The organism is Streptomyces monashensis (assembly GCF_001866665.1).
Taxonomy (GTDB): domain Bacteria; phylum Actinomycetota; class Actinomycetes; order Streptomycetales; family Streptomycetaceae; genus Streptomyces; species Streptomyces monashensis.
The window spans coordinates 42,160-64,049 of sequence record NZ_MLYO01000058.1 but is presented as its reverse complement, the minus strand read 5'-3'; the positions used below and the strand labels follow the sequence as shown (position 1 = coordinate 64,049).

The window sequence follows — 21,890 nt, the reverse complement described above, 5'->3', positions numbered from 1 at the left end:
TGCCGGGTACGGGTGTGCGGGCTGAGCTGCGATGTGCTGGTTGGGTGTCGGTGGGTGGGTGTCAGTGACGGCATGTCAGGGCGAGGAGTTTTTGCTGGTGGGGTGCTGAGGATGGGTGGGGTCGCTGACGTGCGCGTTGGCGTGGCCGCCCGTGCCGAGGGTCCGTCGGGATGCGGGGGGTGCCGCCGGGTGAGTGCCGAGGGCTCCGCGGGCCCGTAGCTGGTCGAGGTCGGGCAGGCGGATCCCGGGGAGTGTGTCGCGGAGGTCGGCCTGGGCGGCGCGGATGTTCTGCGGGGCCTGGGGACCGGCGCCGAGGGCGCGGCGGGCTGTCACGCGATCATCGTAAGGGCGGTGATGGACCGCCTGCGCCCGTGTTCGTGCATACGTCCTCGTCCGTTCCGCCAGCGTGTTTTCTCACCCCTTCGGGGCGGTGGAAACGCCGGGAGGGAAAACGTTTGGCGAGGGCGTGGTCAGATGTGCCCGCGGGAAGCGTTCGGGACGGATATCCCCAGGTGGATCGACCAACAAGGGAAAGAGCGTCGGCCCGGGCACCAGGGTGTGATGTCTGGTGTCCGGGCCGGTGGTGCGCGCATGGCGCGTGGGTTGTCGGACAATGGGATGGGAGTACCCCGGCCCGATTGCGGCGGGCCGGGGCCCCGTATTGGGCTGTTCGGCTTCGGGGTCAGTCCCAGCCGCCCTCGCCGCCCCGGCCGCCCTCCCCGCGGTCACCGCGGTCGTCGTGGTCGCAGTCCACGCGGAAGCTGGCGATGACTCCGTTCTTGACCTTCACGCCGTCCTCGCCCTTCTCGTGGTGCTCGCCCTGCTCGTCGTGCTTGCCGTTCTCGTCGTCCTCGCCGTTCTCGTGGTGCTCGCGCTCCTCGCAGTTCTCGTTCTCGTTCCCGTTCTTCTTCTCGTCCTCGTCCTTGATCGTCGGGCAGACGCCGTCGGAGGAGCTCCAGGGGCCGACGGTGGCGATGGGGGCGCCGTTGTCGCAGACGGCACCGCGGAAGACCTCGAGGCGCTTGTGGCTCTCGTTGCGGATGTTGAGGGTCTTGGCGCCCAGGCCGCTGACGACGGTGATGCAGTCGCCGGGGTGGGCGGAGTAGGACCGCTCGTTGATCTCGATCCGGCCTCTGTCCTCGTGGCGCCGGCCTTCCTCGCGCCGCTCGCCCCGGCCTTCGTTGCCCTTTCCTTCGTTGCCCTTGCCCTGTCCTTCGTTGTTGTTGGCCTTGTTCTGTCCGGAGTCGCCGCCGAAGGGCGCTGCCGAGGCGGCGGCCGGGGCCGCCTGGGGTGCTGGCGCGGAGGCCGCCGAGGCGTAGGTGATGCCGGTCAGGGCGAGCGCCGCGGCGGACGAGAGACCTGCGGCCACCATGGTGGAACGAGCGAGCTTCATGTCGCTTCTCCTGTCTGGATATCTCGGAGATGTCGGCTCGTCAGCCGACTGCGACCAAAAGTACTCACGACTGTCATATCGGGTCATATCGAAAGCTGTGCGGCAGGGGGCCGACCGGGGTATATACGGCCTTGCCTGGTGCACCGTCAGAATGTGAAGCGGCTCGAAGACCAGGCAGATTGAATGACCATTAGCCCTCCTGGATGATCTGCTGACGTCTGCTCACCCTCCGCTGGCTGCGTGTCGCTACGAAAGCCATGACTGATCCGTGTTAAAGGAGGCGGCTGCGCCAGAGCCTGCTTGTCGTGCAGCCCGGCACGAGATCGCACAGTGGTGAGCCGGCCCTCCCGCGGGTGCCGGTGTCGTCAGCCTGGCGAATCGGTGCGGTATACACGCCGGACGGCGCCGCAACTGCCCCGGGGCAGGGTCCACAGTTTCGCGCAGGTCTGACGCGCCCGCCCTGGTCGCAGGACTTGTCCCTGTGAGGAGGCGTGTGGGCCTGTGCGCCCGGTGGCCCCGGGGAGTAGCGCGGTGTTGGGATGGGGGTCATCAGTCGAGCAGACCGAGATCCACCAACTGCTGGCGCTGCGCTTGCGACAGCGACGCCTGCCGACTGCGCATGTTGCTGCGCCACACCCCCAGCCGCGATGGGGACTGCTGCATGATCGGGTGACAGCGTGACCTGCCCCACGGAGAATAGTTCGTACTCGATGGGGGTGCGGTAGCCCAGTGCTGAATGTCGTCTCTGGCGGTTGTAGAAGATCTCGATGACCCTGTTGCCCAATTGGTCTCATGCCGCAAGGTCGAGGGCTGCCAGGTGACGTTCGACAGATTTGCTAGTGGCTCGTCTCGGATCCTTGGGTGGATAACTCTGTAGGCTGCCAACTGGTCTTGATCACTGTCGTGGATGTACGGCCTGGTGTGCTCGTGGAGGAGGGTTGGCGCGTGGCGGAGAAGCCCGTGCGGAACTCGGTGTCGCTGGGTGTGTTCCTCGCTGTGGCGGCTCACCCCGGGGTGGCGTTCAGCGTTGTCGAACTGGCGGGTCGCGGCATCACCGCAGACGCGGCTGCGAACCGTTGGGTGCTTGAGGTCGGGAAACCTTCCTTGGACGGCTTCACGCTGTCCGACAAGATGATCGAGTTCGGCGAGCTGGAGGATCAGCTCGTTGAACTGTGGCAGGAGTGTGGGACTGGCGAGGTCGACGCGGCGGCCTTCGAGACCCGTCTGGCGGAGATCGTCGAAGCCATGGAGAAGTGGCCGTCACTCCCGGAGGCGCCCGTGGAGGACTTCTCAAGCCGCCTTCGCCGGGTACTGGGTCCAGGTACGGATGGGTGAGTCGGGGGCGAAGTTGGTCTTCGGTTGGGCCCGGGCGTTGCGCCAGCGGATGTAGGCGGCGATGGCGGCGTTCTGCTCGCCGTGGCTGCGGTGGTCAGTGCCGTTGAGGGCGAAGTAGCGCAGGGCGGCGAACTCGGACTCGATCCAGTTCAGCCATGATCCATAGGTCGGTCGGCAGGAAGACCAGCTCGACGTCATGGGCAGCCGCCCAGGCCCGGACGTTCGGGTGCTTGTGCGGGGAAAAGTTGTCCAGCACGACGTATAACTTCTCTCCGGGCCAGCGGGCGCGCAGGGCTTTGAGCAGGGACAGGAACTCGCGCCATCGCTTTCGCCGGCGGATGCGGTAGTACATCTTGCCGGTTGCCAGGTCGAGGGCTGCGAGCATGTGCATGACGCCGTCGTAGCGGTTGTAGGTGGCCCGCAGCCGGCGCGGGGAGCCTGCCGGTCGCCATGCCCTGCCTTTGCGGGGCATCAGGTTCAGCGGGCCGAACTCGTCCACACACCACCCGGCCGTCGTCGGGCGGGGTGTCGTAGAGGGCCAGGATGCGGTGCATCTTGGCGATGAAGTCGGGGTCGTTCGAGGACTTCCAGGTCGTAGTCGTCTGCCAGGAGACCTTGCCCTCGCGCAGTATCCGCCGCAGTGTCTCGCGGCTGATCGCAGGGACTACCGCCTGTTTGACCAGATGCTCGGCCAGCTTGGTCAGGCTCCAGGTGGAGAACGAAGCGATCTTCCAGTCGGCGGGGGACGTCCGGGCGATCAGGCAGATGTGCTCGCGTGTCTGACTACTGATCGTCCTGGGGCGTCCCCCGCTCCATTTTGGGTCCAGAGCGTCGAATCCCCGCTCGTTGAAGGCGTGGATGACGTCGCGCACGTAGTCGGCGCTGACCTGCATCAACAAGGTGATATCCGGTACGGATTGGCCTTGCGCGGACATCAGCACGACGATCGCCCGCCGTAGCTTCACCGGGTCCTTGGCGGTTCGGCTGATCCGCTGCAGCCGACGCGTCGGCCTTCTTCGCCCAGTCGGCTGCCTGGTCTTGGGCCTTGACCGCGTTGGCGGCGGCCTTGTGGGCTTGGGCGGCGTTCTGCTGGGCGGTGGCCGCAATACCGGCGGCGTCCGCGATCAGCTGGGCGATCTGCGCGGTGTGGGTGGCACCGAGGTAGTCCTGGCGCTGGGCCTTGTACTGGCCGACCTGAGTGAGTGGGGTGCATCGTGAAGTGGCAGGTCACGGGCCTGGTGTGATTCCGTGCCCCGGTGCTCGTGCTGGTCGCGCGCGGCAGTCTGCCGTGTAGATCGTCGGGCAGGGAGGACTTCGCGGGTTCTGGTCCGTTCCAGCCCGGGGGCTCCTACGCTCCCGGGCATGGTGGACCCCGAGGTACTGGAACGGATCGCCGCGCGCCGCGCGGAACTGGACAGTCTGGAAGAACAGCTGGTCAAGCAACTGGACCAGGTGCGGGCCGAGCGGGACGAACTCGCAGTCACCGAGCGGGTTCTGGCGCGGATGAGCGAGCAGATCGCCGGGGAACGGGCTGCCGTCGCACCAGCGTCGGCGCAGGTCGGCGGGCGGGCGGTGCTGCTGGTCCCGCACCGCGGCGACAGTGTTGACGACGCCGCGCTTCCCGGCGACTACCGCCGGATCCTGGCGATCGTGCGGGCCGCCGGCGGTCCGGTGCAGGTGCGGGCGGTGGGCGAAGAGCTGGGCCTTCAGGTGGAGGTGCGCGGGAAGCTGGAGCCGCTGCGGGCAAAGCTGGTCAGGCTCGCGGACCGCGGCGGCTGCACAAGCGCGGCGACGGGAAGTTCACCGCGCGCCTGTAGCCGTGCCTGCCCGGCAGCCGCAGTGGCGTAACTGGAGGGCCCTCGGCGGCAGTTGAGTTTGGTGTGAAGAAAAGCAACAGCCTCGCCGAGGGCCCCGACGGTCTTGTCTACACCGCTCGCCTGCCGCTGTCGAGCGCCACCTTGAACTGGCTCAGCTGCCTGATACGCGGCCACCTGAAGAAGATCGGATCGCGGTGGCGGGCCCTGTCCGCGGGGAGGATCGCCGGGATCGTGCTGGCGGTGCTGCGCTGTGACCAGCGGCCTGGTGATCTGGCCGGCGGGAACGGGGTGCACCGCACCACGGTGTCCCGGTGGGTGCGGGAAGTCGTCGGGCTGCTGGCCGCTCGCGCCCCGCGCCTGGACCGCGCACTGAAGAAGATCGCCCGATCGGGTGGCGGAGTCGTACTGCTGGACGGCTCCCTGATCCGCACCCACCGCCGCACCGGGACCGAGAACCGGAAGAACTATTCCGGCAAGCACAAGTGTCACGGCCTGCTCGTGATCGCGCTCACCGACGACAAGGGCCGACTGGTCTGGGTGAGCGCGGTCCGGCCCGGACGCACCTCGGAGATCACCGCTTGCCGCCACGACAGACTGACCGCCCACCTGCGCGCGGCCGGCCTCGGCGCGATCGCCGACCTGGGCTTCGTCGGCCTCGACGACAGCGGCCCGGACGCCGACCCAGCAGTGATTACAGGCTACAAAGCCGCCCGCAACAAGCCCCTGACCAGGGGCCAGAAGCTGTCTAACAAGGCGCTGGCCGCGGTCCGGGCCCCGGTCGAGCACGGCTTCGCGCACCTGAAGAACTGGCGCGTCCTCGGCCAGGTCCGCACCGACCCGAAGTGGGCGACCGCACTGGTACGGGCCCTGCTCGTCCTGGCCAACCAGGAAGTCGCCCGCTGACCGGCGATCTCCACCGATCGTTCTGGCCCTCGCCTGGGCCTACCACCGGCGGCGTCGCCCTTGCCTGACGCAGGGCGGGCGCCGGGTTCAGACGTAGGTCCTGCGCCACTGGTCGGCCGCGCCGAGAAGGGTCATGCCGGCGGAGGTGTAGGCCTGCATGGCGCCGGTGTTGTGGGTGTCCACGTCGACGCCGACCGTGCGGTGGCCGCGGGCGCGGAGGAGGCTGAATGCGGCGGTGAGGAGCTGGGCGCCGAGGCCGTGGCGGCGGTGGGCGGGGTGGACGCCGAACCAGGCGATCCAGGCGCGGTCGGCGGGGTCGCGGGCGATGAGGGCGCCGGCGGGGACGCTGTCGAGTTCGGCGAGGAGCCACAAGTCGGGGTTGTAGCCCTCGCGTCGGCGCTGGGCGTGGTGGAAGGCGTCGAAGTCCGGGTGGGGGTGCTCCGGGTCGTCGGTGAAGGCCTCGTTCAGCACGGAGTGGACGGTGCGGAGGTCGGTCTCGTTCCGGGCCGCGCGCACCGCGGGCGCGGGGTGCTCGGGGAGGCGGATGGCGTCCAGGTTGACGGTGAGGCGGCTGCTGCTGTCCACGACGGTCCAGCCGCGGCTGAGGAGTTGGTCGTGGGGGAAGCAGCCAGGAAGCTGATACAGCGTCACCGGCGTGTCAGGGGTCGGCAGGTCGTGGGCGGCCCAGACGTCGAGGCGGTCCAGGAGCGTCGCGGTGACGGCAGGTGCATCCGGGGACGGGGCAACGACCAACTGGGCACGCAGCTCGCCCGGCTGAGGCGCGGGCTGGAGGGCGGCGAAGCCGAGCAGGCCGCCGTCGGGACCCGACGCGGTCCACGTGCGGGAGGGCAGGTCCAGGCCGGGGGCGGCCAGCATGCTGCGCGCCTCGGCGGGGCCGGACTCGCGGCGACCGACCGTAGCCTCCTCGTCCCGGCCGAGCAGTTCGGCGAGGGCGTCGACGTCCGCCACGGAAACGGCTCTCCACTCCATTCACGCACTGTCGCAGGACGAGGTGTTGGCCGCCAGCGGATTTAGGCGGCGCCGCGGCAGTGGGCGACGATGAGGGAGGGCGCTCACGCCTGCTCGTCCTCACAAACGGGGAAGTCGCCCGCTGACCGACGATCTCCACCGAAGTCACCCGCCCGTCACCAGCACGAGTACCCCGGAGTCGACGCACACCAGGCCCGTGACCTGCTACTTCACGATGCACGCCACTCACTGGGCGTGCCTCACCCTGACATCGTCCGGCACCCGGGCGGCACCGGCGCCTACTGGGCGGTGCCCATGTCCGGGCCGGGCGTCCTGGGAAACGGCGCGACACTGTCCAGGCTCATCTCCCACGGCCGGCGACGGCTCGCACAGATGGCCGTGGTACCGCCGGACGAGTCGGCGCGCGTCGACCTGGCCGGGGCACGCCGACTGTGGGACCACATTCTCCACCTCACGCGAGATCTGCGGTCACGTCCGCTGGAGTGCAACGCCAGTGGGTTAAGGATGTGCGCGCCCTGTCAAGAGGGCGGGACCTCTGGTAGTTCGCATGGTGTCGAAGCCATTGCGAGTGCCCTGGAGGTCCCGTTGCCGCAGAATTCTGTCAGCGTCAGGCCCGACGCAACAGCCCTGGACGTGTATGCGCCTGGCCATCTGGGCGAGTTGACCGAGATCATCGACCCCGAGTTAGTCGACGCGGTCCTGGAGGACACCGGTGTCCGCACGCGGCGGGTGCGGCTGCTCCCGGCGCGCGTCGTGGTGTACTTCGTGCTGGCCCTCGCCTTCTTCGAGCGATCCTCCTACCAGGCGGTTTGGGCCAAGCTCACGGCGGGACTGGGCAGCGTGCCCGTGGCCCGCCCGTGCGCCTCGTCGCTGGCACGTGCCCGGCGCCGGCTGGGAAGCGGACCGCTGCGCCATCTGTTCTCGATCCTCGCCGGACCAGTGGCAGACCGCCGCCAGTCCTGTGCGTTCTACCAGGGCCTGCGCCTGGTCGCCGTGGACGGCACCACTCTGTCCGCTCCCGACGAGGAAGCGGTGACCTGGCATTTTCGCAAACACATCGGCAGGGTCCGCGCGTTCGGCTATCCGCTGGTGCGCCTGGTGGCCCTCGTGGAGTGCGGCACACGGGCTTTGATGGGCGCGGTCTTCGGACCCGACGACGTCGGCGAACTCGCCTACGCGCGCCGTCTGCTGGGACATCTGGACTCATCGATGCTCCTGCTGGCCGACGCCTACTACGACGCGTTCGACTTCCTTCAGGCCGCGCAGGACACCGGGGCCCGTTTCGTGCTGCGCTCCACCCGCAAGCGGCGCCCGACTGTGCGCCGTCCGCTGCCCGACGGCTCCTACCTCACCGCGGTCCTGCCGCGCCGCCACCGTGCCAGGGCGAGCGGGCAGCGGGTGGAGGTGCGGGTGGTCGAGGCGTGGCTCACCATCGTCCTCGCCGACGGTACGCGGCGCACGGAGCTGTGGCGGCTGCTGACCAATCTTCTGGATGCCGAGCGCCATCCCGCAGACGATCTGCTGCGGCTCTACCACCGGCGCTGGCAGGCGGAGACCTGCTATTTCTCGCTGAAGTCCACGATCTTGGACGGGCGAGTGCTGCGTTCCCGTAGTGTCCCCGGACTTGAGCAGGAGATCTTCGCGCTGCTCGCGGTCTACCAGGCGCTGGTCCAAATGGCAGGCGATGTCACGACGGCCAGGCCGGGACTATCCGTCCAGCGGGTGAGCTTCACCGTTCTGTTCCAGGCCGCCGCGGACCAGATCATCGTCGCCCCGGGGCCTGCCCGGGGCAGTACGGCGTCCTTGATCGGGGCAATCGGCCGTGCCGTTCTGGCCAACCTCCTGCCCGAACAGCGCCGCCAGCGATTGAAGGCCCGCTACCGCAAGACAGCCAGCAAGTACCAGTTCCAGCGGGACCAGCATCCGCGCACCGTGCAGGCGTGCACGCTGGACTTCAAGATGGTCAAGGACGGAGACATTGACGCCGGGCCTGACGGCTAACGCAACGGCGTTGCACTCCAGCGGACGTGACCTCGCTGCCGGGAGGTGAGCCGGTGCGGGTCGACGTGGCAGAACTGCGGCCACTCAGTCAGGCGCAGTCGACCCGAACGCGGCTTGGATCACTGCACGGGTCCCACACTCCACCAGCGGCATCAGCCGGATCTTCGCAAACCCGGAGCGGCCCTCCGGCCCGAATGCAAACACATTTGCATATACTCTCAACTATGCAGTCGCGCTTGCGCTGCCGTGTCGAACCTTGTGAGGAGAGTGGGGCGCCGTGACCATGCATTCGGCGACCTTGGCCATCGACGAGACACTGCGGGCCCGCCGGGCGGCGGGGGAGAAGGTATTGCACCTCGGGTTCGGCGAGGCGGGGCTGCCGGTACCGGATTCGGTCGCGCAGGTGTTGTCGGCGGCGGCCGGGCGCAACGGATACGGGGCCGTCGTCGGCTCGCGGGAGGCCCGCGAGGCCGCTGCCGGGTGGTTCGGCCGGCGTGGGGTGGAGACGGAACCCGAGCAGGTGCTGTTCGCCCCCGGCAGCAAGGCGCTGCTGTTCGCGCTGCTCGCCACGCTGCCGGGGGACGTGGTACTGCCGTGCCCGGCGTGGGTCAGCTACGCGGCCCAGACGGCTCTGGTGGGCAAGAAGACCATCAGTGTGCCGGTGCCGGCGGAGGCGGGCGGCGTTCCGGACCCGGAGCTGCTGGAGCAGGCGCTGGCCGACGCGCGGGCGGCCGGGGCGAACCCCGGTGTCCTGGTGGTGACGGTGCCGGACAATCCCACGGGGACGATCGCCCGCGAGGAGCACCTGCGTGCGGTCTGTGAGATCGCCGAGCGGCATGGTCTGGCAGTGGTCTGCGATGAGATCTACGCCGAGGTGTGCCACTTCGGGAAGGCTCCCAGCGCGCTCGGCTATCTGCCCGAACGCACCGTTGTCACCAGCGGGTTGAGCAAGTCGATGGCCTTGGGCGGTTGGCGCATCGGGTTCGCCCGGGTGCCGTCGGGTCCCTGGGGCGAACGGCTGATGGGCGAGCTTGTCGGGGTGGCCAGTGAGGTGTGGTCCAGCCTGGCTGCGCCGATGCAGGCCGCCGCCACGTACATCCTGCAGGATCCGCCCGAGGTGCTGGACCACATCGATGCCGCGCGCGGGCTGCATGCGACGGTCGCGGCGGCGGTGTACGAGCGGTTCACGGCGGCCGGTGCGGTCTGCCGCCGTCCCGAGGCGGGCTTCTACCTCTACCCGGACTTCGAACCGGTGCGGCCGGTCCTCGCCGCCCGGGGTATCGACACCGGTGCGGGGCTGGCCGCAGCCCTGCTGGAGGAGCACGGGGTCGGCGTGCTCGCCGGTGAGGCGTTCGGGGACGCGGTCGGCGGACTGCGCGCCCGGGTGGCTACCAGCCTGCTGTACGGGGAGTCCGAGGCGGAGCGCTGGGAGGCGTTGCGCAGCGACGACCCGCTGCGGCTGCCGTGGATCGCGGCTTCCCTGGAGCACCTGCGCGGTGCGCTCGCCGCGCTGACGGCACGCGGCTGAGGCGGGCTGCCGCCGGGCGGGCCGCGCGGACGTTGTGTGGCGCCGGCCCGGCGGCTCACGGCTGGGGCGTCTCCGGGGCGTAGGCGCCGAACTCCTCCAGCAGTTCTTCTTCCTGCAGCAACGTCGAACGCACCTGGTGCCCGCGCAGTTGGGCGACCCCGGTGGCGAGCGCCTGGACCAGTGCGGTGAACGCGGTCAGCGAGCGCAGCACCGACGGGCTGGAGGCATCGACGAAGAAGACCTGCTCGGCCGAGGATGCCAGCGGCGAGGAGGGGTTGTCGGTCAGCGCCACGCAGCGGGCTCCGCGCGATCGTGCCCAGGCCGCGGCCCGCACCGTCTCCGCGCTGTAGCGGCGGATCGCGATGGTCACGAAGCAGTCGCCCTCGCGGACCCGGCGCAGGTCGTCGGTGAGCGTGCCCGTGCCCAGCGTGACGGTTTCGACGTCCTCGCGCAGCATCCGCAGCAGGTAGCCGAGCAGATAGGCCGGGGCGTGGCACTTGCGCAGGCCCATGACGTGGACGCGGGGGGCCTCGGCCAGCGCCTTGACGGCGGCCTCCCAGGTTTCGGGGTCGATCCGGGCGAAGGTGCGGGCGATGTTGGCCCCTTCCGCCGCGGCCGCCTGCTGAAGCAGGTTTCCGCCGTCGGCCCCCAGCTGCTCCAGGTTGTCGTAGCGGCGCAGCAGGTGCACCTGTTCGCGCAGATGCTCGCGGCACAGTCTGGTCAGCCCGGGGTAGCCCTCAAGGCCGAGGCTGGTGGCGAAGCGCACCACGGTGGCCTCGTTGACGCCGACTGCGGACGCCAGCTCCGAGATGGTCATGAACGCCACGCCCTCGGGATCGGCCATGACACGGTCGGCCAGGAGCCGCTGGGAGCGGGTCAGCGGCGTCGCCGGGTTGTGGAGGGTGGCGACGAGCTCGTCGTAGGTCTGCGGAGGTCGCCGCGATGCTGTGGCCATGAGAGGAATTCTCTCCCGCAACGGCCGTGCCGAGGCCACGGGGTCACCCGGTGGCGGCGTCGGCACGCCCCTGTGCGAAGTCCGACAGCGCCATCTCGGCGCTCTTCCCGGCTGGTCCGCGCACCGTGATCCGGTCGTCGGTGAGGTCGGCCACCACCGAGCACAGGGTCATCAGCGGGTCGGTGCCTGCGGCCGTGCGGTGTACCCCGTAGGGCAGCGGCGCCGCGGTGAGGATGTCCAGGAACCACTGCGCGCCGGGGTCGTCGGCGGGGACGGGCAGGGTACTCAGGGCCTTGCCGCGGGCGACGCTCTCCTCGAACTGGCCCAGGCTGCGGGCCGCCCGCGCGCCGTCGTTCGCGGCCGGGGCGGCGGTGGGCGCGTCGGCCGGTTCTGTCAGGTGGCGCAGGTGGTTGGTGTGCCAGTGCAGGGGGTGGTGGACCGGATCGGCCTCCACCACGGCGGTCCGTCCGGCGGCGCTCTCCACGACGACGACCCGGCCCTCGGCACGGTCGCCGATCGTGTAGGCGAAGCCGCCGGCGCTGGGGTGGGTGCGCAGGTGGTCGACGGCGGCGTCCAGGGTCGGGGCCTGCTGCAGGGCGCGGGCGACGAAGTGCCGTCCCGGGGCGTCGGCCGGGCGCGTGGCCTGGACGTGGTTGATGCCCCAGACCAGGCCGTTGCCGGTGGCCGTGAAGGTATTGGCGGGCAGGAAGCCCGGATACCACTGGACCGTGACCGGCGCGTCCCCGTCGACGAGCAGGGTGAGCAGCATCAGCCGGCCGTCGAGTGCGGGCGCCCCGTCCTCGTTGTGCGCGACGTAGGAACGCGTCCGGCGCCAGCCGAGGTCCGTGCAGCCGGTGCCGTCGTCGACACCGAGGTCGCCGCGGAGGTTGGCCAGCAGCAGGTCGTGGAAGTCCATGCCGGCGCCGGCGGCGAGGGCGCGCAGCTCGGCCAGCTGTCGGCCGCACGCGGCGTGCGTGGCGTCCAGCACTCGGCCGATCCGGATCCGCCCCCGTTCGGTCGCCGCCCAACGGTGCAGCGCGGAGCGTTCGGGCAGGGCGTCCTGGACCGCGTGGACATCGGCGCGGGCGGCCTGGCCTAGGGCACGGAACACTTCCGTCCGCTCCCCGGAGACGACCAGCCACCGCAGCCCGGCGAGTTCCTGCTCACGGATGCCTGCCGCCATCTTCCGACCTCCTGCCGGTTGGGCTGCGCCGACCGCTTCGCGGACGTGCTGGCCGCAACCCGTGACGTAAATTTAATTGCAGCGATACTACATCTTGCAATTCTGCTTGCATATCTTGTTGTTCCCGCCCCTCTCCCCAAGGTCAGGAACGCCTGTGAAACCTTCCGCTCACGCCCACGGCTCTGCCCAACTGCGCGGTGCGCTGGGCAACCGGCAGATGACCATGATCGCGATCGGCGGCGTCATCGGCGCCGGGCTCTTCGTCGGCAGCGGCAGCGCCATCCGCCAGGCCGGGCCCGCCGTACTGGTGGCCTACGCCGCCGTCGGCGCCCTGGCCGTCCTGGTGATGCGCATGCTGGCCGAGATGGCGGTCGCCCAGCCGGAGACCGGTTCCTTCTCCAGCTACGCCGGCCGCGAGCTGGGCCCCTGGGCCGGGCTGTCGGTGGGATGGCTGTACGCCTACCAGTGGTGCATCACCGTCGGATTCGAAGCCATCGCCGGCGCCGCCGTCGCCCACCACATGCTGCCCTCCATACCCACCTGGCTGGCCGCCCTGGTCCTGATGGTCGCGTTGATCGCGGTCAACTTCGCCCGCGTCGAGTCCTTCGGCACCTTCGAGTTCTGGTTCGCCATGATCAAGGTGGCGGCGATCATCGCCTTCCTGCTCATCGGCCTCGCCGCCGTGCTCGGCGCGCTCCCGAACACCAGCGCCCCCGGCACCACCAACCTCCTCGGCCACGGCGGCTTCGCCCCCAACGGCTGGCTGGCCGTGCTCCAGGCATCGCTGGTCGTCTTCTTCTCCTACTTCGGCACCGAAGTCGTCACCATCGCCGCCGGCGAGGCCAAGGACCCCGCCCAGGCCGTGCGGCGCGGCATCAACAGCGTCGTCTGGCGCATCCTGCTCTTCTACATCGGCTCGATCACCGTCGTGGTGATGCTGCTGCCCTGGAACTCCACCGCCGTCACCGACAGCCCCTACGTCGCCGTCCTCGGCCACCTCGGCGTGCCCTTCGCCGGCACGACGATGAACTTCATCGTGCTCACCGCCGTCCTGTCCTGCCTCAACTCCGGGATCTACTCCTCCTCCCGGATGCTCCACTCCCTGGCCGAACGAGGCGAAGCCCCGGCGCTGTTCGCCCGCACCACCCGGCTCGGCGTGCCCGCACCGGCCGTGCTCGCCGCCTCCAGCATCGGACTGCTCACCGTCGTGGCCAACTACTTCCTGCCCACCACGGCCGTCTACCAGTTCCTGCTCGACTCCTCCGGCGCCGTCGCCGTCGTGGTCTACCTGTGCATCACCGTCACGCACCTGCGCGGGCGCGCCCGGCTGATGCGGGAGCGGCCCGAAGCCCTCACCGTCCGCATGTGGGCATACCCCTGGCTGAGCCTGCTTGTCCTCGCGGCACTCCTGGCCATCATCGCCGGCATGGCAGCCGACTCCGGAAGCCGGCGATCGCTCCTGCTGACGCTCCTGGTCACCGCCGTCGCCGTCGTCGCCGGCCTGATCACCCAGCGGGCCCGGCACCCGAAGAACGCCGCCGAACCGGCGCCCTCACGCACCCTCGTCTGACCACGACCTCCCGCCGAACAGCACCCCAGAACCGGAGGCACGCGCCCCGGTGGGTGGCGCGGGATGCCCCATTATTCGGATGCCGCGCAGGGCGCGGCATCCGAGGCGAGCAGCAGGCGGGCCGGCTCCAGGCGGCTCTGCCGCAAGGTCCGGGTTCTCCCGGTTCCAGCGTCGGAGTTCGGCCTCCCAGTCGGCCCGCGTCCGCTGGAGCGCCTGGTGGAGGCGTTCGGCTGGTACCTCTACCGTCGCTTCGCCCAGTGGAGGACCGGGGTCTGTCCGCCTACGAGAGGAGCAGCAGCGACAAGGGGGTGGGCCGGGCCCCGATGCCGCCGGTCGGCGACCCCGAACTCGCCCTGGTCCTGGCCGGCGTCCCGGACTCCCTGGCCCAGACCGGCGGCGACCTGTACGCGGTCATCAACCGTTGGCGCGGTCGACGCCAGCCTGGACAGGCGGGTGCTCGCAGGACGGCGCCGTGCGGGCGTTGCTGCTGCTGAGGCGGGCATCGTCGAAGCCACGGCTGCGCAGCCCGGCCTGGTCCGGCGCTCATGGGCTGCGCTAGCGGGGTCGGCGAAGGGGCGGGCCCCCTCCACCATGTCGGTGCAGAGGGGGCACTCGCGATGCTTCGCTGCGCGTCAGCAGTACAGGAGAGCGTCGTGGTTGTAGGTGAAGGAGTACAGGGATCCGGCGTAGCCCGCGACGTAGTAGTCGTCGTGGCCAAGGTCCGACTCAACGACCACCGTGTGGCCGGTGTTGTTGACGACCGAGGCAGCGTTGTCGTACACCGTCTGCCCGTAACCAGAACCGTTGTTCCCCCAGTGAGCGAACGTGAAGTCCGACAGACTGAGGCTCTGGCCAGGCGACCAGTCTTCCCACGCGCCCCAGCCGTTCGGCGAGTTGAAGTACAAGCACACGTTCCCGCTCGGGCAGGCCTCGGCCCCCGTCGGCGGCGTGGCGGCGAAAGCGCCTCCCGTGGCCAAGCTCAACGCGGCGACCGTGAGCGTCCCCACGATCGCAGGCTTGCCGGTGCGCCGCCCGAACCCGATACGCATTGCGTCCCCTCCCATGACAGCAGTGCCGTGCACTCAATATTGCAACCGGTCAGATCACGACCATGCTGAGGTAATCTCGAATCGCATCCGGCGGCGGTGGTGATCATGTCCGTTTCGCGGAGAGATCACCGCCGTCGCCAGCTGAGCGGTCAGGATAGGAAGAACTCCTGGTTCAGGTCGCCCCACGCGGGCCATAGCTGGAGCCCGCGGTTGGCGCCCGACGAGTCATAGTCCAGCACCAGGCCGGTGGCAACGTTGACGATCTGGGTCTTCCCGTCGGGCAGCCCCTTCAGATACCACCGCGAGGAGTCGTTATTGCAGACGTTGGTCCCATTGGTGACGACGACTGGCGAGGCTTGCTGATTCCAGTTCGGGATAAGGCAGCCGCCGTTGGGGAGCCACTCGAACTCGTACGTGCCGTCTGGATGCACGTTCGCGAATGTCCAGTGGTTGGAGTAGCCGTCGCACGGATACGCGTGAACGCTCACGCCCAAGTTGTTCGAGTCCGGCCGGAGGCACGGACTGCCGCCCCAGGGGGTCCGGAGGTTGAACGTTGTGCCCGCATGCGCCGGTAGGGCTTGCGTTGACAGCAGCGCCAGGGCTGCCGCCGGAAGCAGCAGCAAGCGTCGAAGGGTTTTGCTCATGGTTGTGCGTCCTCCCGTGAAGTCGCGGGGCCAAGAGCCCCGTTCGCCCCTCCTCGAAGACCTCTACGGCGTCGGCCGAGTCGAGGTTCGATGAACCCGCAATCGTCTGTATTGGCCTTGCGCGAAGCGGCCCGACCAGGCTGCCCGGCGTGGCCGCGTGGGGTCTCGTTTCCCACACAAGTCCACACACCCCGGTCGGCCCCTGTCGGCTCACCGAATGTAGGGCCGGCGACCCATGGTGTGGGGTGTCTCATTGCACGGTGAAGCGGGGGTTCCGGTGTCGCAGTGCACAGCGAGCCGGGAAGAGTACGGGTGGGGCCTGCTCCAGCGCTGACGGTGGTGCGGGGACAGCGGCGGGCCGCGAGCCGTGACGCGCCGTCACCCACCCGCGTTCACCGGACATGACCACCTGCTTGTGTCCACCGCCTGACCGCGACCTGTGCCCGCACTGCCACGGCTGGGGATTCCAGCCGGGCACGTCGGGCCCGGAGCGTCCTCTGTGCCCGCGCTGCCGGATGGCGTCCCGTGGAGTGGTGTAGCAGCGATCTTGGCGTAACCCCTGGTCATGCGGCGGCCATCGCGCAACTCTCCGAGTAGGGAAGCTCGTTGAAGCGAGAGGTGCGCGATGGCCTTACGGCATCCCGGTTCACCCCCGGTGACCGCCTCGGCCTCGGCCTTGACCTGGTGCGGAGAATGGCCCGGAGCCTGCCCGAGGAGCACGAACAGATGCGGCACCTGAGCCTGCCCGCTCTGCGGCCCCGGACGGCTCCCGTCCTCATGAACGGCGGCCCCGGAAACGGTTTGATCGAACCGTTTCCGGGGCCGCTCCTTGCCTTACTTGCCTCACCCCGGGATATGCTGCCTGACCTGCGTGAAGTGCCCACTGACCCTGGATAATCGCGGCAGCCCCTGTGCACGCCGGCCGAGCTGGAGGAACACATCGTGCGGCTGCGGGGTGCCCGGGCAGTGCGGGCAGTGCCCGGAAGGTGCGCAGGGCGGTTGCGGGTCGCCCCCGTCGGATCGTGCTTGTCGGGCGAACTCTCATGCCGAGGTGAGGAGTTCGCGGGTGTGCGGGTGGTGTTCCGCGGGGGTTGCCAGGGCGTTCGCGGGCAGCGTCTCCACGATCTTCCCGCCCTTCAGGACGGCGACGCGGTGGGCGAACGAGGCCACGACGTCCATGTCGTGGCAGATGAAGAGGTAGCCGAGCCCCAGGTCGTGCTGGAGCGACTCCAACAGGTCGAGGACGCCGGCCCGTACGGTCGGATCGAGCGCGGAGACCGGCTCGTCGAGGATCAGTACCTCGGGTTCGGAGGCGAGCGCCCGCGCGATGCCGACCCGCTGGCACTGGCCGCCGGACAGTTCGTGCGGTCGGCGGGCGCCGAGCGTGGGGTCGAGGCCGACCTGCCGCAGGAGTTCGCCGACTCGCTCCGGACCACTCCTGTCGTCCCAACGCCCTTGTACGCGCAGGGGTTCGGCGATCGCGTCCCTCACGCGCCGGCGTGGGCTGAGTGATCCGTACGGGTCCTGGAACACGGGCTGGATGCGTGGCCGTAGCGCCCGCATCTCCGCCTCGTCGAGCCCGAGCAGCTCCCGACCGCGGAAGAGGACCGATCCCGAGGCAGCGGGGCGCAGCCGCAGCACGGCCTCGGCGGTGGAGGACTTGCCGGATCCGGAGGGGCCGACCAGCGCGAGGGTCTCGCCGCGCGCCACGTCGAAGGAGACCTTGTCGACAGCTGTCACGGGAGCCTCGCCGCGGCGCCGTCCCAGGTGGTGGACCGTCAAGTCCCGTACGGACAGGAGGAGATCAGGGTCTGCCTCGCTTGGGGTGGGGCGGGGCCCGCGCCGGGTCGCGGTGACGAGCCTGCGGGTGTACGCCGCCTGCGGCTCGGTCAGGACGCGGGGCGCCGGTCCGGTCTCCTGTACGACTCCTGCGTGCAGCACCGTGACCCGGTCCGCCCAGCGGCTCACGAGCGGCAGATCGTGCGTGATCAGCAACAGCGCGGCCCCTGACGCGGCCCGCTGCTCGGCGAGCAGGGCGAGGATCTGGTCTTGGACGAGCGGGTCGAGAGCGGTGGTGGGTTCGTCGGCGACGAGCAGCCGGGGACGGTGCAGGGTGGCCAGCGCGATGACGGCCCGCTGCCGCATGCCGCCGGAGAACTCGTGCGGATACGCGCGGACGCGTCGCGCGGCGTCCGGGATGCCGACCCGGTCGAGGGCCGCGACGGCGGCGGCCCGGGCCTCCCTCCGGCCGAGGCCACCCAATGACCTGAGTGACGCGGCCAGTTGATCGCCCACGGAGTGCACGGGGGAGAGCACCGACAGTGTGTCCTGCGGTACGAACCCGAGGTCGCGCCCCCACAACTCCCGATGGGTTCCGGGCCCGATGTCCCGCCCGGCGAACCGTACGCCGCCGGTCACCCGTGCCCCGAACGGCAGCATGCCGAGCACCGCCCGGGCCGTCAGGGTCTTGCCGGCTCCGGACTCTCCGACGAGGGCGTGCGCCTCGCCGGCGCCGACGTCGAGGGACACGTCACGCACGGGCGCTGCGCGGCCCCCGGGCAGTGTGATCGTCAAGTCCCTGATGGAGAGCAGGGGTTCGGCGGCCTCGGGTGACACGGAGGGGTCCTTCCTTCGTATGGGCATCAGCGAGCGGCGCGGCAGCGGGCAGGGGGGAGCTGCGAGGCAGGCAACGGCCGGCGGGGAGGCGCCGAGTCGGTCGCGGCGTCCTTGGTATCGGCCGCGACCACCGGCGATGAGGAGACAGCGTGCGCTTGCGTCGTCGTCCAGGTGATGGCGCGTCGGGCCCCTCCGAGGCCGTTCACGCCTCGTGCGCGGCCGCTGTCGCCGGGCGGGTGCCGGGCTGCGCGCCCTTGCTGCGGAGGCGCACGCCGCTGAACGACAGCGAAGACAGTGACACGGCAAGGCCCGCCAGCGCGGCCAGCGCCAGGGCGGGAGCGAGCGCCGCCCATGGCGCCCGCTCCAGGTAGGAGCGGGACTCGTCGAGCAGGAGGCCCCATTCCGGTGCGGGCGCCTGGGCTCCGAGGCCGAGGAAGCCGAGTGCGGCGAGGGCGAGCGCGGTGCCGGGCAGGCGCAGCACCGCGTGTCGGGCCACGGGTCCGGCGACGGCGGGCAGCACGTGACGCAGCGAGATCCGGCCGTGGGTCGCGCCGAGCGCCCGCTGTGCGACCAGGAACCGGGACGCCCGCACCTCGCCGACCAGCGTCGCGGCGTGCGCGGCCAGGGGCGGCCAGGAGGTGAGGGCGACCGCGAGGGCCGCGCCCGAGGCGCCGGGGCCTGTGACGCCCGCGACGAGCAGCCCGACGATCACCGGTGGCAGCGCGCTGGCGACGTCCGCGAGACCGGCCGAGAAGACCGGAAGAAACCCGAGCGCGAGTCCGACGAGCGCGCTCACCGCCGTGACGGCGGCGGCCGTGCCGACGGTGGACGCGGCGCCGTGCCCGAGCCGGGCCACTACGTCGCGGCCGAGCCCGTCCGTGCCCAGGGGATGTGTGAGCGTGGGAGGAGCGAGCCGGGCCGCGGTCTCCACCGTGTACGGGTCGCCCGACAGTCCCGCGCCGACGACGGCGACAAGCAGCAGGCCGAGGCTGGCGGGCACGGCGACGCGCCACCCTGTGCCGGCCGTCGGCCGGGGTGCGGCCAGCGTGAGTTGTGCGTCCCGCAAACCCGGGCCGAGCAGGCGGCGGCGCACCAGGTGAGCCAGGACTCCGGCCGTGAGCCCCAGCGCGAGCAGCGTGAGGACACACGCCTGAAGCAGTGGTAGGTCCAGTGACTTGGCCGCCCCCAGCGCGGTGCGCCCGACCCCCGGGATCGCGAAGACGGTCTCGACGGCGACGGCGCCTCCGGTCAACCCGACGGCGACGAGCGCGAGTTGGGGAACCACGGCCGGGACCGACCGGCGCAGCCCGGCGAGCGCGATCCGCCACGAGGCGACCCCCGAGGCCCGCCACAGCTCGACCCACCGCTCCCCGTACGCGCCGGGCAGCGCGTCCGTGACGAGCCGGCCGAGCAGCCCGCCCGCCGGTACGCCCATGGCGAGTGCGGGCAGCACCATGTCCACGGGCCCGCTCCACCCGGACGTGGGCAGCCACCCGAGCCACACCCCGAACAGCAGCAATCCCACGGTGGCGAGCAGGAATTCGGGAACCGAGGCGAGCATCGCCGCACCGGCCCCCGTACTCGTGCGCCCGGCCGGCGTCCCGCGGGCGCCGCGCGCCACGGTCCGCGCGCACAGCGCGGCCGCGAGCAGCAGCGCCACGACCAGCGAGGCGCCCATCAGAGTCAGCGACACGGTGAGTGCCGACAGCATGCCCGGCGCGACTTCCGTGTCCGACACCCAGGACGTGCCGAGGTCGCCGCGCGCCAACCCGCCCAGCCAGTGGCCGAGTTGGGGCAGGGGACCGTTCCCGAGCCCGAGGTCGTCACGGACCGTGGCGAGCGCCTCGGGCGTCGCCACCTGCTCAGCGGAGCGTGCCCGCAGCACGCTCAGCGCCGGATCCTTGCCCGACAGCCAGGGCAGCAGGCCGACGCAGGCGACCACCAGCACGAGCGCGACAGTACGACTGGACAGGGCCGCTCCCAGGGCCGCACGCCCCCGCACACGCATCACAGCGCCCCTACTTCACGTACGTGTCGAGGCCGATGAGTTCCCGCTCCCGCGGGTCCTTGACCGAGCCGACGACGTTCGTCGCGTCGCCCTGGATCACGCGCTCGTGCAGCAGGGGAATCGCGGCGTCGGTCTTGAGGACCGCGGCTTCGGCGTCGATGATCCCGTGGCGCCGCTTGTCCCCGGCCGGGGTCCCGCTCGCCTTGTCCAGCGCGGTGTCCACGCCCGCGTCGGCGAGCCGGGCGATGTTGAAGGACCCGTCGGAGGCGAAGTCGCTGTAGAGGTACGCGGCCGGGTCGCCGGAGTCGAGGATCGTGGCGCGCGACAGGATGAACGCGTCGAACTTCCCTTCCAGGGCGTCCGCCTCGATGTTGGCGTACTCACGGATCTCCAGCTTCACCGTGAAGCCCGCCTTCTGCAGCTGCTGCTGCAACACGGCTGCCACTTCCGGGAGTTCGGCCCGGTCGGTGAAGGTGCCGATGGTGATCTGCGCGCCGTCCGGGTCGGCTGCCCTCGCCCGTCCGGTGACCTCGGCGCGCAGCGTGTCGGCCCACGGCAGCGCGGGCCCGAGCAGCCCCTTCGCGACGTCGGCGCGCCCCTCGTACACGCCCTTCACGATCGAGCGGGCGTCGATCGCCTCGCGGGCGGCGGCCCGCAGCCCGGCCTTGCGGAACGGCCCCGACTCCGCGTTGAGGTAAAGGGTGTTGGTGCGCGGCATCGGCACCTCGGTGATCTGGTTCTCGTCCAGGAGCGACGCCTGTGCGACGGGAATCGCCTCGACGATGTCGGCCTCCCCGCTGCGCAGCGCTGCGGCGCGGGCGGTGCCGTCGGGAATGTACTTCACGTCGATCCCGCCGGCCTTCGCCCTGCCGCCCCAGTAGTCCTCGTACTGGTCGAGGGTGGCGTAGCTGGTGCCGCCGGACTCGGTGAGCACGAACGGCCCGGTGCCGGCCCCCGCCGGGTTCACGGCCTTCTTCCCGTACGCCTTCGCGGCCAGGATCGACAGCTGCGGCGAGGACAGCCGCTGCGGAACGAGCGGGTCGACATCGTCCGTAGTGATCCGCACGGTGTGCGCGCCGTCGGCCGCGACATCCATCTCGACGCCGTCGAGGATGCGCGGCTTGGGCGCGGCGCCCGCGGCGCGCTGCAAGGATCGTACGACATCGGCCGAGGTGAGCTTCGTGCCGTCGTGGAAGGTGACGCCCTCGCGCAGGTCGAAGGTCCAAGTGCGGCCGTTCTGGCGCCACTTGGTGGCCAGCATCGGCCGCGCGTCGCCATCGGCGTCGAGTCGGACGAGGGTCTCGGCGGTCGACCAGCGGGAGAGCTTGAAGGCGTCGTCGCTCAGCGGGGAGAGGCCGGAGCGCGGCGGCTGCATCATCGCGACCCGAATCCGTTTGTCCCCGCCGCCCGCACTGCCGGACGTCGCGGAGGACGCGAAGCAGCCGGAGAGCGCGGGGGCGGCGACGACGGTGGCGGACACGGCGGCGAGCAGGCCGCGCCGGGAGGAGGCGCGGCGAGGGGCAGGGGCAGGCGGGAGCACGGCACATCCAAGCAATGAGGAGGCAACGGAACGGTAAAGCTGCGGTGGTGGAAATTAGCATATGACAATCATTTGCATCAAGGGGCTTCGCTCGCCAGGGCTGCCCGTGCGCGTCGGCGCCGGCGGCCGGGCAGTCCGTGCCGCGGCGCCGGAGACCAGGTCGCGGCGAACAGAAGCGTCAGGACGACCACGATGCATGGGCCTGTCCATCGCCCGGTACGTCCTGGACGCAGGCGGCAGCGTGGTCGTCGCCGGCCGCTGCGACGTCAGCGCGGCGAAGGCCGTGGCCGAGCCGGCCACCCGGATGCGACCGCACCCGCAAGGTGTCGCACGGGTGCCCCAGGTCAGGTGAACCGTC

The 21,890-nt window shown here is 70.6% G+C and carries 20 protein-coding genes and 1 pseudogene; 8 read left to right on the top strand and 13 right to left on the bottom strand.

What is annotated here, in order from left to right; all coding sequences use genetic code 11:
* Positions 1-75 precede the first annotated feature (75 nt).
* Complete coding sequence (locus BIV23_RS31440) at positions 76-333, bottom strand: hypothetical protein (RefSeq protein ID WP_071384372.1); 258 nt, start codon at positions 331-333, stop codon at positions 76-78.
* Between the two features lie 349 nt (positions 334-682).
* A complete protein-coding gene (locus tag BIV23_RS50665; RefSeq protein WP_071384371.1) occupies positions 683-1,393 on the bottom strand; it encodes a hypothetical protein in 711 nt (236 codons plus the stop codon).
* A 945-nt stretch (positions 1,394-2,338) separates the two neighbouring features.
* Between BIV23_RS50665 and BIV23_RS31430 the strand changes: the two genes are divergently transcribed.
* Complete coding sequence (locus BIV23_RS31430) at positions 2,339-2,728, top strand: hypothetical protein (protein WP_143079150.1); 390 nt, start codon at positions 2,339-2,341, stop codon at positions 2,726-2,728.
* Here BIV23_RS31430 and BIV23_RS51175 read toward each other — a convergent pair.
* The 3 genes and pseudogenes from BIV23_RS51175 to BIV23_RS52395 form a co-directional block, all read right to left on the bottom strand.
* Positions 2,684-2,926 (bottom strand): hypothetical protein, encoded by a 243-nt coding sequence (locus BIV23_RS51175; RefSeq protein ID WP_218161890.1) that lies wholly within the window; start codon positions 2,924-2,926, stop codon positions 2,684-2,686. The genes BIV23_RS31430 and BIV23_RS51175 overlap by 45 nt on opposite strands.
* Positions 2,823-3,200 carry a transposase gene (locus BIV23_RS52400; RefSeq protein WP_245790729.1) on the bottom strand — a complete coding sequence of 126 codons (378 nt, stop codon included), beginning with the start codon at positions 3,198-3,200 and terminating at the stop codon, positions 2,823-2,825. Before BIV23_RS52400 ends, BIV23_RS51175 begins: the two co-directional genes overlap by 104 nt.
* A 214-nt stretch (positions 3,201-3,414) precedes the next feature.
* Positions 3,415-3,663: pseudogene (locus BIV23_RS52395) on the bottom strand (helix-turn-helix domain-containing protein); the annotation flags it as partial.
* 427 nt (positions 3,664-4,090) lie between these two features.
* Here BIV23_RS52395 and BIV23_RS31420 point away from each other — a divergent pair.
* Together BIV23_RS31420 and BIV23_RS31415 are read left to right on the top strand one after the other, a co-directional pair.
* Positions 4,091-4,576, top strand: a complete 486-nt coding sequence (locus BIV23_RS31420; RefSeq protein WP_245790726.1) for a hypothetical protein — start codon at positions 4,091-4,093, stop codon at positions 4,574-4,576.
* A gap of 32 nt (positions 4,577-4,608) precedes the next feature.
* Positions 4,609-5,448, top strand: coding sequence for an IS5/IS1182 family transposase (locus tag BIV23_RS31415; RefSeq protein ID WP_071384369.1), 840 nt, complete (start codon positions 4,609-4,611; stop codon positions 5,446-5,448).
* An 87-nt stretch (positions 5,449-5,535) separates the two neighbouring features.
* Here BIV23_RS31415 and BIV23_RS31410 read toward each other — a convergent pair whose 3' ends face one another.
* Positions 5,536-6,417, bottom strand: a complete 882-nt coding sequence (locus tag BIV23_RS31410) for an N-acetyltransferase (protein WP_245790725.1) — start codon at positions 6,415-6,417, stop codon at positions 5,536-5,538.
* 606 nt (positions 6,418-7,023) lie between these two features.
* On the opposite strand from BIV23_RS31410, the gene BIV23_RS31405 reads away from it, so the two are divergent.
* Together BIV23_RS31405 and BIV23_RS31400 are read left to right on the top strand one after the other, a co-directional pair.
* A complete protein-coding gene (locus BIV23_RS31405) occupies positions 7,024-8,439 on the top strand; it encodes an IS4 family transposase (RefSeq protein WP_177240105.1) in 1,416 nt (471 codons plus the stop codon).
* 283 nt (positions 8,440-8,722) lie between these two features.
* Positions 8,723-9,967, top strand: coding sequence for a pyridoxal phosphate-dependent aminotransferase (locus BIV23_RS31400; protein ID WP_342746391.1), 1,245 nt, complete (start codon positions 8,723-8,725; stop codon positions 9,965-9,967).
* A 55-nt stretch (positions 9,968-10,022) separates the two neighbouring features.
* Here BIV23_RS31400 and BIV23_RS31395 read toward each other — a convergent pair whose 3' ends face one another.
* A complete protein-coding gene (locus BIV23_RS31395; protein WP_071384365.1) occupies positions 10,023-10,922 on the bottom strand; it encodes a MurR/RpiR family transcriptional regulator in 900 nt (299 codons plus the stop codon).
* Positions 10,923-10,965: 43 nt separating this feature from the next.
* Positions 10,966-12,105 carry a C45 family autoproteolytic acyltransferase/hydrolase gene (locus BIV23_RS31390; RefSeq protein WP_071384364.1) on the bottom strand — a complete coding sequence of 380 codons (1,140 nt, stop codon included), beginning with the start codon at positions 12,103-12,105 and terminating at the stop codon, positions 10,966-10,968.
* Positions 12,106-12,259: 154 nt separating this feature from the next.
* Between BIV23_RS31390 and BIV23_RS31385 the strand changes: the two genes are divergently transcribed.
* Both BIV23_RS31385 and BIV23_RS31380 read left to right on the top strand, forming a co-directional pair.
* Positions 12,260-13,675 (top strand): amino acid permease, encoded by a 1,416-nt coding sequence (locus BIV23_RS31385; RefSeq protein ID WP_107471318.1) that lies wholly within the window; start codon positions 12,260-12,262, stop codon positions 13,673-13,675.
* 257 nt (positions 13,676-13,932) lie between these two features.
* Complete coding sequence (locus tag BIV23_RS31380; protein WP_071384363.1) at positions 13,933-14,169, top strand: hypothetical protein; 237 nt, start codon at positions 13,933-13,935, stop codon at positions 14,167-14,169.
* A gap of 138 nt (positions 14,170-14,307) precedes the next feature.
* On the opposite strand, the gene BIV23_RS31375 is transcribed toward BIV23_RS31380, so the two are convergent.
* The 5 genes from BIV23_RS31375 to BIV23_RS31355 form a co-directional block, all read right to left on the bottom strand.
* Entirely contained in the window at positions 14,308-14,724 is a 417-nt protein-coding gene (locus BIV23_RS31375; RefSeq protein ID WP_071384362.1) for a peptidase inhibitor family I36 protein, read from the bottom strand.
* 149 nt (positions 14,725-14,873) lie between these two features.
* Positions 14,874-15,368, bottom strand: coding sequence for an RICIN domain-containing protein (locus BIV23_RS31370; protein ID WP_079173505.1), 495 nt, complete (start codon positions 15,366-15,368; stop codon positions 14,874-14,876).
* 1,041 nt (positions 15,369-16,409) lie between these two features.
* Entirely contained in the window at positions 16,410-17,984 is a 1,575-nt protein-coding gene (locus BIV23_RS31365) for an ATP-binding cassette domain-containing protein (protein WP_245790724.1), read from the bottom strand.
* Between the two features lie 202 nt (positions 17,985-18,186).
* Positions 18,187-19,992: an ABC transporter permease subunit gene (locus tag BIV23_RS31360; RefSeq protein ID WP_071384359.1), complete on the bottom strand. Its 1,806-nt coding sequence runs from the start codon at positions 19,990-19,992 to the stop codon at positions 18,187-18,189.
* A gap of 10 nt (positions 19,993-20,002) precedes the next feature.
* Positions 20,003-21,472, bottom strand: coding sequence for an ABC transporter substrate-binding protein (locus BIV23_RS31355; protein WP_245790723.1), 1,470 nt, complete (start codon positions 21,470-21,472; stop codon positions 20,003-20,005).
* A 256-nt stretch (positions 21,473-21,728) separates the two neighbouring features.
* Between BIV23_RS31355 and BIV23_RS50660 the strand changes: the two genes are divergently transcribed.
* Positions 21,729-21,884: a hypothetical protein gene (locus BIV23_RS50660; protein ID WP_177240104.1), complete on the top strand. Its 156-nt coding sequence runs from the start codon at positions 21,729-21,731 to the stop codon at positions 21,882-21,884.
* Positions 21,885-21,890: the final 6 nt, after the last annotated feature.

Coding starts and splice junctions, on each gene's coding strand:
- BIV23_RS50665 (WP_071384371.1), bottom strand. CDS start 1,393: ATGAAGCTCGCTCGTTCCACCATGGTGGCCGCAGGTCTCTCGTCCGCC.
- BIV23_RS51175 (WP_218161890.1), bottom strand. CDS start 2,926: ATGACGTCGAGCTGGTCTTCCTGCCGACCGACCTATGGATCATGGCTG.
- BIV23_RS52400 (WP_245790729.1), bottom strand. CDS start 3,200: ATGCCCCGCAAAGGCAGGGCATGGCGACCGGCAGGCTCCCCGCGCCGG.
- BIV23_RS31420 (WP_245790726.1), top strand. CDS start 4,091: ATGGTGGACCCCGAGGTACTGGAACGGATCGCCGCGCGCCGCGCGGAA.
- BIV23_RS31400 (WP_342746391.1), top strand. CDS start 8,723: ATGCATTCGGCGACCTTGGCCATCGACGAGACACTGCGGGCCCGCCGG.
- BIV23_RS31395 (WP_071384365.1), bottom strand. CDS start 10,922: ATGGCCACAGCATCGCGGCGACCTCCGCAGACCTACGACGAGCTCGTC.
- BIV23_RS31390 (WP_071384364.1), bottom strand. CDS start 12,105: ATGGCGGCAGGCATCCGTGAGCAGGAACTCGCCGGGCTGCGGTGGCTG.
- BIV23_RS31375 (WP_071384362.1), bottom strand. CDS start 14,724: ATGCGTATCGGGTTCGGGCGGCGCACCGGCAAGCCTGCGATCGTGGGG.
- BIV23_RS31370 (WP_079173505.1), bottom strand. CDS start 15,368: ATGAGCAAAACCCTTCGACGCTTGCTGCTGCTTCCGGCGGCAGCCCTG.
- BIV23_RS31360 (WP_071384359.1), bottom strand. CDS start 19,992: ATGCGTGTGCGGGGGCGTGCGGCCCTGGGAGCGGCCCTGTCCAGTCGT.
- BIV23_RS50660 (WP_177240104.1), top strand. CDS start 21,729: ATGGGCCTGTCCATCGCCCGGTACGTCCTGGACGCAGGCGGCAGCGTG.